Origin of the sequence: Streptococcus gingivalis (assembly GCF_035544715.1) — a bacterium.
In the GTDB taxonomy this organism is placed as follows: domain Bacteria; phylum Bacillota; class Bacilli; order Lactobacillales; family Streptococcaceae; genus Streptococcus; species Streptococcus gingivalis.
Window position 1 is genome coordinate 382,937 of sequence record NZ_JAYKTO010000002.1, and the last position, 14,564, is coordinate 397,500.

The window sequence follows — 14,564 nt, forward strand, 5'->3', positions numbered from 1 at the left end:
GTAAACTCGTGGGTCAAAAAGTACATCCAATTGGTATGCGTGTTGGTATCATCCGTGATTGGGATGCCAAATGGTATGCTGAAAAAGAATACGCGGATTACCTTCATGAAGATCTTGCAATCCGTAAATTCATTCAAAAAGAATTGGCTGACGCAGCCGTTTCAACTATTGAAATCGAACGCGCAGTAAACAAAGTTAACGTTTCTCTTCACACTGCTAAACCAGGTATGGTTATCGGTAAAGGTGGAGCAAACGTTGATGCACTTCGTGCAGCTCTTAACAAATTGACTGGTAAACAAGTACACATCAACATCATTGAGATCAAACGTCCTGACTTGGATGCTCACCTTGTTGGTGAAGGAATCGCTCGTCAATTGGAACAACGTGTTGCTTTCCGTCGTGCACAAAAACAAGCAATCCAACGTGCTATGCGTGCTGGAGCTAAAGGAATCAAAACTCAAGTATCAGGTCGTTTGAACGGTGCAGATATTGCCCGTGCAGAAGGATACTCTGAAGGAACTGTTCCACTCCACACACTTCGCGCTGATATCGATTACGCTTGGGAAGAAGCAGACACTACTTACGGTAAACTTGGTGTTAAAGTATGGATCTACCGTGGTGAAGTTCTTCCAGCTCGTAAAGACGCTAAAGGAGGTAAATAACCAATGTTAGTACCTAAACGTGTAAAACACCGTCGCGAATTCCGTGGTAAAATGCGCGGTGAAGCAAAAGGTGGAAAAGAAGTAGCATTCGGTGAATACGGTCTTCAAGCTACAACTAGCCACTGGATCACAAATCGTCAAATCGAAGCTGCTCGTATCGCCATGACTCGTTACATGAAACGTGGTGGTAAAGTTTGGATTAAGATTTTCCCACACAAATCATACACCGCTAAAGCTATCGGGGTACGTATGGGATCTGGTAAAGGGGCTCCTGAAGGTTGGGTAGCACCAGTTAAACGTGGTAAAGTGATGTTCGAAATTGCTGGTGTATCTGAAGAGATCGCACGCGAAGCGCTTCGTCTTGCTAGCCACAAATTGCCAGTAAAAACTAAATTTGTGAAACGTGAAGCAGAATAAGGAGAGGTCATGAAACTTACAGAAGTAAAAGAATTTGTTAAAGAACTTCGTGGTCTTTCTCAAGAAGAACTCGCGAAGCGTGAAAATGAATTGAAGAAAGAATTGTTTGAACTTCGTTTCCAAGCGGCTGCTGGTCAATTGGAACAAACTGGACGTTTGAAAGAAGTGAAAAAACAAATCGCTCGTATCAAAACTGTTCAATCAGAAGCTAAATAATAGACTAGGGAAGGAGAATTTCAATGGAACGCAATAATCGTAAAGTTCTTGTTGGACGCGTTGTGTCTGACAAAATGGACAAAACAATCACAGTTGTAGTTGAAACTAAACGTAACCACCCAGTCTATGGTAAACGTATCAACTATTCTAAAAAATACAAAGCTCATGATGAAAACAATGTTGCTAAAGAAGGCGATATCGTTCGTATCATGGAAACTCGTCCGCTTTCAGCTACAAAACGCTTCCGTCTTGTAGAAGTCGTTGAAGAAGCGGTCATCATCTAATCATACCTGAAAGGAGAAAACGTAAATGATTCAAACAGAAACTCGTTTGAAAGTCGCTGATAACAGTGGCGCACGCGAAATCTTGACAATCAAAGTTCTTGGTGGTTCAAAACGTAAATTCGCGAGCATCGGTGATGTAATCGTTGCATCAGTAAAACAAGCTACTCCTGGTGGTGCGGTTAAGAAAGGTGACGTTGTAAAAGCTGTTATCGTTCGTACTAAATCAGGTGCTCGTCGTAAAGATGGTTCATACATCAAATTCGACGAAAATGCAGCAGTAATCATCCGTGACGACAAAACTCCTCGCGGAACTCGGATCTTTGGCCCAGTTGCACGTGAATTGCGTGACGGTGGTTTCATGAAGATCGTGTCACTTGCTCCAGAAGTACTTTAATCAATAAAAAAACAAACACAGTCCCCTGGCATAGCCAGGGTGCCCATCGGGCGTAAGAATAAAAGGAGAATAAAATGTTTGTAAAAAAAGGCGACAAAGTTCGCGTTATCGCTGGTAAAGACAAAGGCGTAGAAGCTGTTGTTCTTACTGCTCTTCCAAAAGTAAATAAAGTTGTTGTAGAAGGTGTAAACATCATCAAGAAACACCAACGTCCAAATAACGAAAACCCTCAAGGTGCGATCGTTGAAAAAGAAGCTCCAATCCATGCTTCTAACGTTCAAGTTTTGGACAAAAACGGTGTTGCTGGACGTGTTGGCTACAAATTTGTAGACGGCAAAAAAGTTCGCTACAACAAAAAATCAGGCGAAGTGCTTGACTAATCACGAAGGAAAGGAGAAGTATAATGGCTAATCGTTTAAAAGAAAAATACCTTAATGAAGTAGTACCATCATTGACTGAACAGTTCAACTATTCATCAGTTATGGCTGTGCCAAAAGTTGATAAAATCGTTTTGAACATGGGTGTTGGTGATGCAGTATCAAATGCTAAAAACCTTGAAAAAGCTGCTGAAGAGCTTGCTTTGATCTCAGGTCAAAAACCATTGATCACTAAGGCTAAAAAATCAATCGCCGGCTTCCGTCTTCGTGAAGGTGTTGCGATCGGTGCAAAAGTTACCCTTCGTGGTGAACGTATGTACGAATTCTTGGATAAATTGGTAACAGTTTCACTTCCACGTGTACGTGACTTCCATGGTGTTCCAACTAAATCATTTGATGGACGCGGGAACTACACACTTGGTGTGAAAGAACAATTGATCTTCCCAGAAATCAACTTTGATGATGTTGATAAAACTCGTGGTTTGGATATCGTAATCGTAACTACAGCGAACACAGACGAAGAATCACGTGCATTGCTTACTGGCCTCGGAATGCCGTTTGCAAAATAATATAGGAGGTAAAACTAATGGCTAAAAAATCTATGATTGCTAAGAACAAACGCCCAGCGAAGTTCTCTACTCAAGCATACACTCGCTGTGAACGTTGTGGACGTCCACACTCAGTTTACCGCAAGTTTAAACTTTGCCGTGTTTGCTTCCGTGAATTGGCATACAAAGGTCAAATCCCAGGTGTCACAAAAGCATCTTGGTAATTCTATGATACAAAGAGCGTAACAACCCCAGCAAAAATAGGAGATTTGGTGACGGAACGAAGCTCTGAATCTAATCTATCTTTTTTGCCCAGGTTGTAGCTCGTGTTCAAATGAGTATGTTCTCATTTGCATGTATCAAAACTTTCTGAGCCTAGCTCAATCATTAACTAGCAAGTGCAACTTGCAAACTACTAGTAAGAGGAGAAATTATAATGGTTATGACTGACCCAATCGCAGACTTCCTTACACGTATTCGTAACGCTAACCAAGCAAAACACGAAGTACTTGAAGTACCTGCATCAAACATCAAAAAAGGGATTGCTGAAATCCTTAAACGCGAAGGTTTTGTAAAAAACGTTGAATTCATCGAAGATGACAAACAAGGCATCATCCGTGTATTCTTGAAATACGGACAAAACGGTGAAAAAGTTATCACAAACTTGAAACGTGTATCTAAACCAGGTTTGCGTGTTTACAAAAAACGTGAAGATCTTCCAAAAGTTCTTAACGGACTTGGAATTGCTATCCTTTCAACTTCTGAAGGTTTGCTTACTGATAAAGAAGCACGCCAAAAGAATGTTGGTGGGGAAGTTATCGCTTACGTTTGGTAAAATCAAGATACAAAGCTCGTAAAGAACAAAGCAAAATTAGGAAGTTGGAGCAGTTTGTTGACAAATAAGCCAACTTATCTATTTTGCGCAGTTCTTAGAGCGTGTTCAGTTCAGCTTTTGAACTAAATAAGTATCTTAGACCCCGTGAAAACTGGCCTTCAAAGGCCTGACAATTTAACAGGAGAATAGAAAACATGTCACGTATTGGTAATAAAGTTATCGTGTTGCCTGCTGGTGTTGAACTCACTAACAATGACAACGTTGTAACTGTAAAAGGACCTAAAGGAGAACTTACTCGTACGTTCTCAAAAGATATTGAAATCCGTGTGGAAGGTACTGAAGTAACACTTCACCGTCCAAACGATTCAAAAGAAATGAAAACAATCCACGGAACAACTCGTGCCCTTTTGAACAACATGGTTACTGGTGTATCAGAAGGATTCAAGAAAGAACTTGAAATGCGCGGGGTTGGATACCGTGCACAACTTCAAGGATCAAAACTTGTTTTGGCTGTTGGTAAATCACATCCAGACGAAGTTGAAGCTCCAGAAGGAATTACTTTTGAACTTCCAAACCCAACAACAATCGTTGTTAGCGGAATTTCAAAAGAAGTAGTTGGTCAAACAGCTGCTTACGTACGTAGCCTTCGTTCACCTGAACCATACAAAGGTAAAGGGATTCGTTATGTTGGTGAATACGTTCGCCGCAAAGAAGGTAAAACAGGTAAATAATGTAGTTTGGTTGTTTTTCAACCAACCTTCATCTTACCAACTCAGTGCTTAGCACATGATTTTAAAATTAAGAGGTGAAAATTGTGATTTCGAAACCAGATAAAAACAAAATCCGTCAAAAACGCCACCGTCGCGTTCGCGGAAAACTCTCTGGAACTGCTGATCGCCCACGTTTGAACGTATTCCGTTCTAATACAGGCATCTACGCTCAAGTAATTGATGACGTAGCGGGTGTAACGCTCGCAAGCGCTTCAACTCTTGACAAAGAAGTTTCAAAAGGAACTAAAACTGAACAAGCCGTTGTTGTCGGCAAACTTGTTGCTGAACGTGCAGTTGCTAAAGGTATTTCTGAAGTGGTGTTCGACCGCGGTGGATATCTATATCACGGACGTGTTAAAGCTTTGGCTGATGCAGCTCGTGAAAACGGATTGAAATTCTAATAGGAGGACACTAGAAAATGGCATTTAAAGATAATGCAGTTGAACTTGAAGAACGCGTAGTTGCCATCAACCGTGTTACAAAAGTTGTTAAAGGTGGACGTCGTCTTCGTTTTGCAGCTCTTGTAGTTGTTGGTGACCGTAATGGCCGTGTTGGATTTGGTACTGGTAAAGCTCAAGAAGTTCCAGAAGCAATCCGTAAGGCTGTTGAAGATGCTAAGAAAAACTTGATCGAAGTTCCTATGGTTGGAACAACAATTCCACACGAAGTAACATCCGTATTTGGTGGAGCTCGTGTATTGTTGAAACCAGCTATCGAAGGGGCTGGGGTTGCTGCAGGTGGTGCAGTTCGTGCCGTTGTCGAATTGGCAGGTATTGCAGATGTTACATCTAAATCACTTGGATCAAACACTCCAATCAACATCGTTCGTGCTACTGTTAACGGTTTGGCACAATTGAAACGCGCTGATGAAGTTGCTGCCCTTCGTGGTATTTCAGTTTCTGACTTGGCTTAAGAAAGGAGATTCAAATGGCTCAAATTAAAATTACTTTGACTAAGTCTCCAATCGGACGCATCCCGTCACAACGTAAAACTGTTGTAGCACTTGGACTTGGCAAATTGAACAGCTCTGTTATCAAAGAAGATAACCCAGCAGTACGTGGTATGATCACTGCTGTATCTCACTTGGTAACAGTTGAAGAAGTAAAATAATCTATTTAAAATAGAAACAAAGTTTTCAGGGGTATGAGAAGTTCTCATCCCCTAAAACTAAATATAAGTATAGGCGAGTTTGTAGTTAGGACACCTTTTCCTGATTACATGCGTTAGCAATTTACAAAAGAGGAGAAAATAAATAATGAAACTTCATGAATTACAACCTGCTACAGGTTCACGTAAAGTCCGCAACCGTGTTGGTCGTGGTACTTCATCTGGTAATGGTAAAACTTCTGGCCGTGGTCAAAAAGGTCAAAAAGCTCGTAGCGGTGGCGGTGTACGTCTTGGTTTTGAAGGTGGACAAACTCCATTGTTCCGTCGTCTTCCAAAACGTGGATTTACAAACATCAACGCTAAAGAATATGCTATTGTGAACCTTGATCAATTGAACGCCTTTGAAGATGGTGCTGAAGTAACTCCAGTAGTACTTGTAGAATCAGGAATTGTAAAAGCTGAAAAGTCAGGTATCAAAATTCTTGGTAACGGAGAATTGACTAAGAAGTTGACTGTTAAAGCAGCTAAATTCTCTAAATCAGCTGAAGAAGCTATCACTGCTAAAGGTGGTTCAGTTGAAGTCATCTAAGTGAGGTGACCTATGTTTTTTAAATTATTAAAAGATGCATTTAAGGTAAAACAAGTTCGGTCGAAGATTTTGTTTACGATCTTCATCATTCTTGTCTTCCGCATTGGAACCACGATTACAGTACCTGGTGTAAATGCGAAAATTCTGAACAACCTTCAAGATGTGTCCTTCTTGAACATGCTCAGTTTAGTATCTGGGAATGCTATGAGGAACTTCTCAGTTTTCGCATTAGGGGTTAGCCCATACATCACAGCTTCGATCGTCGTGCAACTTTTGCAAATGGATCTGTTACCTAAGTTTGTTGAATGGGGCAAACAAGGAGAAGTTGGTCGAAGAAAGCTCAACCAAGCAACACGCTATATTTCTTTGGTTCTAGCTTTTGTTCAATCCATTGGGATTACAGCGACCTTCCATACCTTGTCTCAGGCGAAATTAGTCGCAACTCCAAATACCAAGACCTATCTGTTAATCGGTGCAATTCTGACAACCGGTTCCATGATTGTGACTTGGCTTGGAGAACAAATCACAGATAAAGGGTACGGAAATGGTGTTTCAATGATTATCTTTGCAGGAATTGTGTCATCAATTCCTGAGATGATTAAAGAAATCTATGAAAATGCATTTGTGAACGTACGTTCTGGTCAAATGACCAATTCCCTTATTTTTGTTGGGGTATTAATCCTTGCTGTCTTGGTTATTGTTTACTTTACAACCTTTGTAGAGCAAGCACAATACAAGATTCCAATCCAATATACTAAGATTGCTCAAGGAGCTCCATCAAGTTCTTACCTTCCTTTAAAAGTGAACCCAGCAGGAGTTATTCCTGTCATCTTCGCTAGTTCGATTACAGCAGCACCTGCTGCCATTTTCCAAGTAATTAGCGCTATGGGTTACAATGCAGGATGGGTGAAAACAGCCCAAGCCATGTTGGCTACAAACACACCAACTGGTGTCGCTATGTATGCCTTGTTGATCATTCTCTTCACGTTCTTCTACACGTTTGTTCAGATCAATCCTGAAAAAACAGCAGAAAACCTTCAAAAGAGTGGTGCCTATATCCCAGGTGTTCGCCCTGGTAAGGGAACAGAAGAGTTTATGTCTCGTTTGCTACGTCGTTTAGCAAGTGTCGGATCAGTATTCCTTGGCTTTATTACTATCATTCCAATCTTAGCCCGAGATTTATTTGGTTTGACAGATGCAGTTGCTCTTGGAGGAACGAGTTTGTTAATCATTATTTCAACAGGTATTGAAGGAATGAAACAATTAGAAGGCTACTTATTAAAACGTAAGTATGTCGGATTTATGGACACAACAACAGAATAGAATAAGGTTGACTTTGTCAGCCTTCTATTTTGTTTTTAAATGGAAATAGGAATTCGCTCCTGCTTCCATTTAAAAACAAAATAAGGAGGATTCATCATGAATCTTTTAATTATGGGATTGCCTGGAGCAGGTAAGGGGACCCAAGCGGCGAAAATCGTTGAAGAGTTTCACGTAGCGCATATCTCTACCGGCGATATGTTCCGCGCAGCAATGGCTAACCAAACTGAAATGGGTGTATTGGCAAAATCATTCATCGACAAAGGTGAATTGGTGCCAGATGATGTGACAAACGGGATTGTAAAAGAACGTTTGGCTCAAGACGACATTAAGGAAAAAGGATTCCTTTTGGATGGTTTTCCTCGCACGATCGAACAAGCTCATGCCTTGGATCAAATCTTGGTTGATCTTGGTTTGGAGCTTGAGGGAGTAATCAATATCGAAGTGGATCCATCTTGCCTTCTTGAACGCTTGAGTGGTCGTATTATTCACCGCGAAACAGGTGAAACTTACCATAAAGTATTCAACCCACCAGCTGACTACAAGGAAGAAGACTATTACCAACGTGAAGATGACAAACCAGAAACAGTGAAACGCCGCTTGGATGTAAATATTGCTCAAGGTGAGCCGATTCTTGCTCATTATCGTGGAAAAGGATTGGTACATGATATTGAAGGAAATCAAGACATCAACGACGTCTTCAAAGATATCCAAAAAGTCTTAGAGAATTTGAAATAAAAACGTTTTAGTCACTTGCAATATTTGACAACAAGTGTTACAATTAGTTAGTCTGACTTATAATTGTTACCTCTGTGCTCAGAGGAATGAATCGAAATTTATGGAGGTACTTTTGCGTGGCAAAAGACGATGTGATTGAAGTAGAAGGCAAAGTAGTCGATACAATGCCGAATGCTATGTTTACGGTTGAACTTGAAAATGGACATCAGATTTTAGCAACAGTTTCTGGTAAAATTCGTAAAAACTATATTCGTATTTTAGCGGGAGATCGTGTTACAGTGGAGATGAGTCCGTACGATTTGACACGTGGACGTATCACATACCGCTTTAAATAATCGAAAAACTTGGAGGGATAAAAATGAAAGTAAGACCATCGGTCAAACCAATTTGCGAATACTGTAAAGTAATTCGTCGTAATGGTCGTGTTATGGTAATTTGCCCAGCAAATCCAAAACACAAACAACGTCAAGGATAAGATAGAAAGGAGAAAACATGGCTCGTATTGCTGGAGTTGACATTCCAAATGACAAACGTGTAGTAATTTCATTGACTTATGTGTACGGTATCGGACTTCCAACATCTAAGAAAATCCTTGCTGCTGCAGGTGTTTCTGAAGATATTCGTGTTCGTGATCTTACACCAGATCAAGAAGATGCTATCCGTCGTGAAGTTGACGCAATCAAAGTTGAAGGTGACCTTCGTCGTGAAGTAAACTTGAACATCAAACGTTTGATGGAAATCGGTTCATACCGTGGTATCCGTCACCGTCGTGGACTTCCAGTTCGTGGACAAAACACTAAAAACAATGCTCGCACTCGTAAAGGTAAAGCTGTTGCGATTGCAGGTAAGAAAAAATAAAATAAAATAAGGAGGTAAAAATCTTGGCTAAACCAACACGTAAACGTCGTGTGAAAAAGAATATCGAATCTGGTATTGCTCATATTCACGCTACATTTAACAACACAATTGTTATGATTACTGATGTGCATGGTAACGCAATCGCTTGGTCATCTGCAGGTGCACTTGGATTTAAAGGTTCTCGTAAATCTACACCATTTGCTGCTCAAATGGCATCAGAAGCTGCTGCAAAAGCTGCTCAAGAACACGGACTTAAATCTGTTGAAGTAACTGTTAAAGGTCCTGGTTCAGGTCGTGAGTCTGCTATTCGTGCACTTGCTGCTGCTGGTCTTGAAGTAACTGCAATCCGCGATGTAACTCCTGTACCACACAATGGTGCTCGTCCTCCAAAACGTCGCCGTGTATAATCATCAACAATTACACAGCTTTTCGTTTAAGAGGGAGTATAGCAAATGATTGAGTTTGAAAAACCAAATATAACAAAAATTGATGAAAATAAAGATTATGGCGTGTTTGTCGTAGAACCACTTGAACGTGGCTATGGTACAACGCTTGGAAACTCACTTCGTCGTGTACTTCTAGCTTCACTTCCAGGTGCGGCTGTTACTTCAATCAACATTGAAGGTGTACTCCACGAATTTGATACGGTTCCAGGAGTCCGTGAAGACGTTATGCAAATTATTCTTAACGTTAAAGGAATCGCCGTTAAATCTTACGTCCAAGACGAAAAGATTATTGAACTTGATGTAGAAGGACCAGCAGAAGTTACTGCCGGTGACATTCTTACGGATAGTGACATCGAAATTGTAAACCCTGATCATTATCTATTTACGATCGGAGAAGGAGCGTCTTTGAAAGCAACGCTTACTGTAAACAGTGGACGTGGCTATGTTCCAGCTGATCAAAACAAAAAAGATGATGCACCAGTGGGAACACTTGCTGTAGATTCAATCTATACGCCAGTGACAAAAGTCAATTACCAAGTTGAACCAGCTCGCGTTGGTAGCAACGATGGCTTTGACAAGCTAACCCTTGAAATTTTGACAAATGGGACTATCATTCCAGAAGATGCCTTAGGTTTGTCTGCCCGTATTTTGACAGAACACCTAAATCTATTTACAAACTTAACTGAAATTGCTATTGCAACAGATGTTATGAAAGAAGTAGATACAACTTCTGATGATCGCATTTTAGAACGTACGATCGAAGAATTAGATCTTTCAGTTCGTTCATATAACTGTTTGAAACGTGCTGGCATCAATACTGTTTACGATTTGACTGAAAAATCAGAAGCAGAAATGATGAAAGTTCGTAACTTAGGACGTAAGAGTCTTGAAGAAGTTAAAATCAAACTTGCCGACTTAGGCCTTGGGTTAAAAAACGATAAATAGAGGAGGAATACATGGCTTACCGTAAACTAGGACGCACTAGCTCACAACGTAAAGCAATGCTTCGCGATTTGACTACAGATCTTATCATCAATGAAGCAATTGTAACAACTGAAGCACGTGCGAAAGAAATCCGTAAATCAGTTGAAAAAATGATTACTTTGGGTAAACGTGGTGATTTGCATGCACGTCGTCAAGCTGCTGCATTCGTACGTAACGAAGTTGCATCACAAAACTTTGATGAAGAAACAGGTAAATACTCAGAAACAACTGCACTTCAAAAATTGTTCTCTGAATTAGCACCTCGTTATGCTGAGCGCAATGGTGGATATACTCGTATCCTTAAAACTGAACCACGTCGTGGTGATGCTGCGCCAATGGCTATCATCGAATTGGTATAATATCATCAATTTTGTTGAGTGTTATGATGATGGAATACACTGTTATTCTTAGTCTAGCTCTGGTCTACCGCTGGGGATTTTCCCCAGCGGGAACACTCATCATATTGAATGAATGGTAGACGCTTGTTTACGAAATTGCTTTAACTTAAAACAATTTCGTAAGCAGGCGTTTTGTCTTGCTTTTCATGAGTAGAGTAGTCGAGAATAGCAAAAAATGATATAATGGAACCCATATCTCCAATAGAAGAAAAAGGATTCAATGACAAAACAACAAGCAATTAAATTACTAAAAGAGAAGTACCTCAGTAATATGAAAGAGGATTCAGAGCTCTTTGTCGGAGTTGAATTAGAGTTCCCGATTGTAGAAATAAATGGAAATAAAACCAATATAGAGGTGACGAAAAATCTTTTTCGAACCTTAGCGAACTTGCTAGATTTTAAAGTCGAAAAAATGGATGACGATCAAAATCCAATTCAATTGGTTCACTGCTCTTCCAAAGATCGTATTCTATTCGAGCTAAGTTACAATACGATTGAATTTGCATTTGAAAAGGCTCATTCTATAGATGAGGTGGCAGAACGCTTTGAAGCCTATTTGAAGATCATTCAACCGATTTTGCAAGAAGATCACCACGAAATTCAAGGGCATGGGATCCATCCACAGTGGCAAAAAAATGATAATAGCCCAGTAAAAATTGAACGATACAAGATGTTAATGGCTTTCCTAGCAATGAATGGCACAGGGATGAAAACACACCCCTATCCTTCATACGGAGCTTTTATATGCGGGAACCAACTTCAATTGGATGTACGTCGTGATAACTATATACGAATCATTAATGCATTTAATAAAATTGAAGCAGCCAAAGCATACTTATTCTCAAACTCAGAATTTTCAGCAGAGGCTTGGGATACAAAGATTACGAGAGATATTTTTTGGGAAGAATCCTTACATGGTTATTATAAGGAGAATGTAGGTATTTATCCTAAGGACTATCAAAGCGAAGAAGAGTTTTTTAATAATCTTGCTAGGACAGCTATTTTTACTGCAGCTAGAGACGATCAATCCTATTATTTTAAACCCATTCGAGTAAAAGACTATCTAGATCAAAAAGAAATCACAGCCTATACGGCTGATGGTAATGAAAAAATCATTAAGCCTGTAAAAGAAGACCTAAAACAACATCGAAGTTACCAATTTCAGGATCTAACTGCCCGTGGGACAGTAGAATTTAGAAGTGTTTGTACTCAACCATTAGAAACAACCTTTGCCCCAATAGCTTTTGAACTCGGCCTATTTGTACAGTTAGAAAACTTGGAAAACTATTTAGAACATTGTTCATTTCTCAAAAATGAAAAACAGGACTATAGAAAACTTAGAAAGAAATATTCAAAGAAAATTCTAAGCGAAAAGGAAGAAGAAACTATCCAATCCTTTTCAAAAGACCTAATAGACATGGCTAGAGCAGGTTTGATCAAAAGAGGCTACGGGGAAGAAACATTTCTAATTATCAACAAAGAACTGAATGGATAGAAAAGCCTGTAATACAGGCTTTTCTTAGCACCTTCAAGAAAACTTTCAAAAAAATAAAATTTTTTGAGAAAAAGTATTGACAGTAAGATCAGGTCATGATATACTAATATAGTTGTCGCGCGAGAGCGACAAAGACCTTTGAAAACTGAACAAGACGAACCAATGTGCAGGGCGCTATAACGAAAGTTATAGTAACTGAACAATAAAAAAACAATAAATCTGTCAGTGACAGAATGAGTTTAAGACAAACAATTATTTTAATGAGAGTTTGATCCTGGCTCAGGATGAACGCTGGCGGCGTGCCTAATACATGCAAGTAGAACGCTGAAGCTTGGTGCTTGCACCGAGCGGATGAGTTGCGAACGGGTGAGTAACGCGTAGGTAACCTGCCTGGTAGCGGGGGATAACTATTGGAAACGATAGCTAATACCGCATAACAGTCGACATTGCATGATGTTGATTTGAAAGGGGCAATTGCTCCACTACCAGATGGACCTGCGTTGTATTAGCTAGTTGGTGAGGTAACGGCTCACCAAGGCGACGATACATAGCCGACCTGAGAGGGTGATCGGCCACACTGGGACTGAGACACGGCCCAGACTCCTACGGGAGGCAGCAGTAGGGAATCTTCGGCAATGGACGGAAGTCTGACCGAGCAACGCCGCGTGAGTGAAGAAGGTTTTCGGATCGTAAAGCTCTGTTGTAAGAGAAGAACGAGTGTGAGAGTGGAAAGTTCACACTGTGACGGTAACTTACCAGAAAGGGACGGCTAACTACGTGCCAGCAGCCGCGGTAATACGTAGGTCCCGAGCGTTATCCGGATTTATTGGGCGTAAAGCGAGCGCAGGCGGTTAGATAAGTCTGAAGTTAAAGGCTGTGGCTTAACCATAGTACGCTTTGGAAACTGTTTAACTTGAGTGCAGAAGGGGAGAGTGGAATTCCATGTGTAGCGGTGAAATGCGTAGATATATGGAGGAACACCGGTGGCGAAAGCGGCTCTCTGGTCTGTAACTGACGCTGAGGCTCGAAAGCGTGGGGAGCAAACAGGATTAGATACCCTGGTAGTCCACGCCGTAAACGATGAGTGCTAGGTGTTGGGTCCTTTCCGGGACTCAGTGCCGCAGCTAACGCATTAAGCACTCCGCCTGGGGAGTACGACCGCAAGGTTGAAACTCAAAGGAATTGACGGGGGCCCGCACAAGCGGTGGAGCATGTGGTTTAATTCGAAGCAACGCGAAGAACCTTACCAGGTCTTGACATCCCTCTGACCGCTCTAGAGATAGAGTTTTCCTTCGGGACAGAGGTGACAGGTGGTGCATGGTTGTCGTCAGCTCGTGTCGTGAGATGTTGGGTTAAGTCCCGCAACGAGCGCAACCCCTATTGTTAGTTGCCATCATTCAGTTGGGCACTCTAGCGAGACTGCCGGTAATAAACCGGAGGAAGGTGGGGATGACGTCAAATCATCATGCCCCTTATGACCTGGGCTACACACGTGCTACAATGGCTGGTACAACGAGTCGCGAGTCGGTGACGGCAAGCTAATCTCTTAAAGCCAGTCTCAGTTCGGATTGTAGGCTGCAACTCGCCTACATGAAGTCGGAATCGCTAGTAATCGCGGATCAGCACGCCGCGGTGAATACGTTCCCGGGCCTTGTACACACCGCCCGTCACACCACGAGAGTTTGTAACACCCGAAGTCGGTGAGGTAACCATTTGGAGCCAGCCGCCTAAGGTGGGATAGATGATTGGGGTGAAGTCGTAACAAGGTAGCCGTATCGGAAGGTGCGGCTGGATCACCTCCTTTCTAAGGAAATGGAAACCTGTACGTTGGTCTTGTTTAGTTTTGAGAGGTCTTGTGGGGCCTTAGCTCAGCTGGGAGAGCGCCTGCTTTGCACGCAGGAGGTCAGCGGTTCGATCCCGCTAGGCTCCATTAACACTTTAGTAGTGTTAAGTTTGAACATTGAAAATTGAATATCTATATCAAATAGTAACAAGAAAAATAAACCGAAACGCTGTAAATATTTAAAGAGTTTAGGTCGTAAGACCAAAAATAAGGTTAAGTTAATAAGGGCGCACGGTGGATGCCTTGGCACTAGAAGCCGAAGAAGGACGTGACAAACGACGAA

Annotated in this window: 23 protein-coding genes, 1 tRNA gene and 2 rRNA genes (1 of these 26 cut by a window edge); all 26 read left to right on the forward strand. The window is 41.3% G+C overall.

Annotated features, from left to right (window positions below; genetic code table 11):
- Positions 1-8: 8 nt before the first annotated feature.
- Entirely contained in the window at positions 9-662 is a 654-nt protein-coding gene (gene rpsC, locus SM122_RS08190) for a 30S ribosomal protein S3 (protein ID WP_003002336.1), read from the forward strand.
- Between the two features lie 3 nt (positions 663-665).
- Complete coding sequence (rplP, locus tag SM122_RS08195; protein WP_000960947.1) at positions 666-1,079, forward strand: 50S ribosomal protein L16; 414 nt, start codon at positions 666-668, stop codon at positions 1,077-1,079.
- 9 nt (positions 1,080-1,088) lie between these two features.
- Entirely contained in the window at positions 1,089-1,295 is a 207-nt protein-coding gene (gene rpmC, locus SM122_RS08200; protein ID WP_003002350.1) for a 50S ribosomal protein L29, read from the forward strand.
- Between the two features lie 23 nt (positions 1,296-1,318).
- Complete coding sequence (gene rpsQ / locus SM122_RS08205) at positions 1,319-1,579, forward strand: 30S ribosomal protein S17 (RefSeq protein WP_000440801.1); 261 nt, start codon at positions 1,319-1,321, stop codon at positions 1,577-1,579.
- Between the two features lie 25 nt (positions 1,580-1,604).
- Positions 1,605-1,973 carry a 50S ribosomal protein L14 gene (gene rplN / locus SM122_RS08210; protein WP_003002384.1) on the forward strand — a complete coding sequence of 123 codons (369 nt, stop codon included), beginning with the start codon at positions 1,605-1,607 and terminating at the stop codon, positions 1,971-1,973.
- Between the two features lie 74 nt (positions 1,974-2,047).
- Positions 2,048-2,353 (forward strand): 50S ribosomal protein L24, encoded by a 306-nt coding sequence (gene rplX / locus SM122_RS08215; protein WP_003002315.1) that lies wholly within the window; start codon positions 2,048-2,050, stop codon positions 2,351-2,353.
- Between the two features lie 23 nt (positions 2,354-2,376).
- Positions 2,377-2,919: a 50S ribosomal protein L5 gene (rplE, locus tag SM122_RS08220; protein ID WP_003009606.1), complete on the forward strand. Its 543-nt coding sequence runs from the start codon at positions 2,377-2,379 to the stop codon at positions 2,917-2,919.
- Positions 2,920-2,936: 17 nt separating this feature from the next.
- Entirely contained in the window at positions 2,937-3,122 is a 186-nt protein-coding gene (locus SM122_RS08225; RefSeq protein ID WP_001085699.1) for a type Z 30S ribosomal protein S14, read from the forward strand.
- 212 nt (positions 3,123-3,334) lie between these two features.
- Positions 3,335-3,733, forward strand: a complete 399-nt coding sequence (gene rpsH / locus SM122_RS08230; RefSeq protein WP_003010897.1) for a 30S ribosomal protein S8 — start codon at positions 3,335-3,337, stop codon at positions 3,731-3,733.
- Between the two features lie 194 nt (positions 3,734-3,927).
- Positions 3,928-4,464 carry a 50S ribosomal protein L6 gene (gene rplF, locus SM122_RS08235; RefSeq protein WP_049492183.1) on the forward strand — a complete coding sequence of 179 codons (537 nt, stop codon included), beginning with the start codon at positions 3,928-3,930 and terminating at the stop codon, positions 4,462-4,464.
- Between the two features lie 83 nt (positions 4,465-4,547).
- The gene (gene rplR / locus SM122_RS08240) at positions 4,548-4,904 is read left to right on the forward strand and encodes a 50S ribosomal protein L18 (RefSeq protein WP_003010871.1); all 357 of its coding nucleotides are present in this window, start codon (positions 4,548-4,550) and stop codon (positions 4,902-4,904) included.
- Positions 4,905-4,921: 17 nt separating this feature from the next.
- Entirely contained in the window at positions 4,922-5,416 is a 495-nt protein-coding gene (rpsE, locus tag SM122_RS08245; RefSeq protein WP_003009617.1) for a 30S ribosomal protein S5, read from the forward strand.
- 14 nt (positions 5,417-5,430) lie between these two features.
- Entirely contained in the window at positions 5,431-5,613 is a 183-nt protein-coding gene (gene rpmD, locus SM122_RS08250) for a 50S ribosomal protein L30 (protein ID WP_002894509.1), read from the forward strand.
- Between the two features lie 145 nt (positions 5,614-5,758).
- Positions 5,759-6,199, forward strand: coding sequence for a 50S ribosomal protein L15 (rplO, locus tag SM122_RS08255; protein WP_003002405.1), 441 nt, complete (start codon positions 5,759-5,761; stop codon positions 6,197-6,199).
- 12 nt (positions 6,200-6,211) lie between these two features.
- On the forward strand, positions 6,212-7,522 hold the full coding sequence (secY, locus tag SM122_RS08260) for a preprotein translocase subunit SecY (RefSeq protein ID WP_023920186.1): 1,311 nt from the start codon (positions 6,212-6,214) through the stop codon (positions 7,520-7,522).
- 96 nt (positions 7,523-7,618) lie between these two features.
- Positions 7,619-8,257 carry an adenylate kinase gene (locus SM122_RS08265; RefSeq protein ID WP_009732030.1) on the forward strand — a complete coding sequence of 213 codons (639 nt, stop codon included), beginning with the start codon at positions 7,619-7,621 and terminating at the stop codon, positions 8,255-8,257.
- 116 nt (positions 8,258-8,373) lie between these two features.
- Positions 8,374-8,592: a translation initiation factor IF-1 gene (gene infA, locus SM122_RS08270; protein ID WP_001029883.1), complete on the forward strand. Its 219-nt coding sequence runs from the start codon at positions 8,374-8,376 to the stop codon at positions 8,590-8,592.
- Positions 8,593-8,615: 23 nt separating this feature from the next.
- The gene (rpmJ, locus tag SM122_RS08275) at positions 8,616-8,732 is read left to right on the forward strand and encodes a 50S ribosomal protein L36 (RefSeq protein ID WP_001808836.1); all 117 of its coding nucleotides are present in this window, start codon (positions 8,616-8,618) and stop codon (positions 8,730-8,732) included.
- 17 nt (positions 8,733-8,749) lie between these two features.
- Entirely contained in the window at positions 8,750-9,115 is a 366-nt protein-coding gene (rpsM, locus tag SM122_RS08280; protein ID WP_003009631.1) for a 30S ribosomal protein S13, read from the forward strand.
- A 23-nt stretch (positions 9,116-9,138) separates the two neighbouring features.
- On the forward strand, positions 9,139-9,522 hold the full coding sequence (rpsK, locus tag SM122_RS08285; RefSeq protein WP_003002390.1) for a 30S ribosomal protein S11: 384 nt from the start codon (positions 9,139-9,141) through the stop codon (positions 9,520-9,522).
- 45 nt (positions 9,523-9,567) lie between these two features.
- A complete protein-coding gene (locus tag SM122_RS08290; RefSeq protein ID WP_003009635.1) occupies positions 9,568-10,506 on the forward strand; it encodes a DNA-directed RNA polymerase subunit alpha in 939 nt (312 codons plus the stop codon).
- Positions 10,507-10,517: 11 nt separating this feature from the next.
- Positions 10,518-10,904 (forward strand): 50S ribosomal protein L17, encoded by a 387-nt coding sequence (rplQ, locus tag SM122_RS08295; protein WP_003002399.1) that lies wholly within the window; start codon positions 10,518-10,520, stop codon positions 10,902-10,904.
- 259 nt (positions 10,905-11,163) lie between these two features.
- Positions 11,164-12,438: a glutamate-cysteine ligase family protein gene (locus tag SM122_RS08300; protein ID WP_272111121.1), complete on the forward strand. Its 1,275-nt coding sequence runs from the start codon at positions 11,164-11,166 to the stop codon at positions 12,436-12,438.
- A 256-nt stretch (positions 12,439-12,694) separates the two neighbouring features.
- Positions 12,695-14,242: ribosomal RNA gene (locus SM122_RS08305) — 16S ribosomal RNA — on the forward strand.
- Positions 14,243-14,295: 53 nt separating this feature from the next.
- Positions 14,296-14,368, forward strand: a tRNA-Ala gene (locus tag SM122_RS08310).
- A 124-nt stretch (positions 14,369-14,492) separates the two neighbouring features.
- Positions 14,493-14,564 (forward strand): 23S ribosomal RNA (locus SM122_RS08315); it runs 2,832 nt beyond the window's last position.
- Together the 16S and 23S rRNA genes with 1 tRNA gene alongside form the textbook arrangement of a ribosomal RNA operon.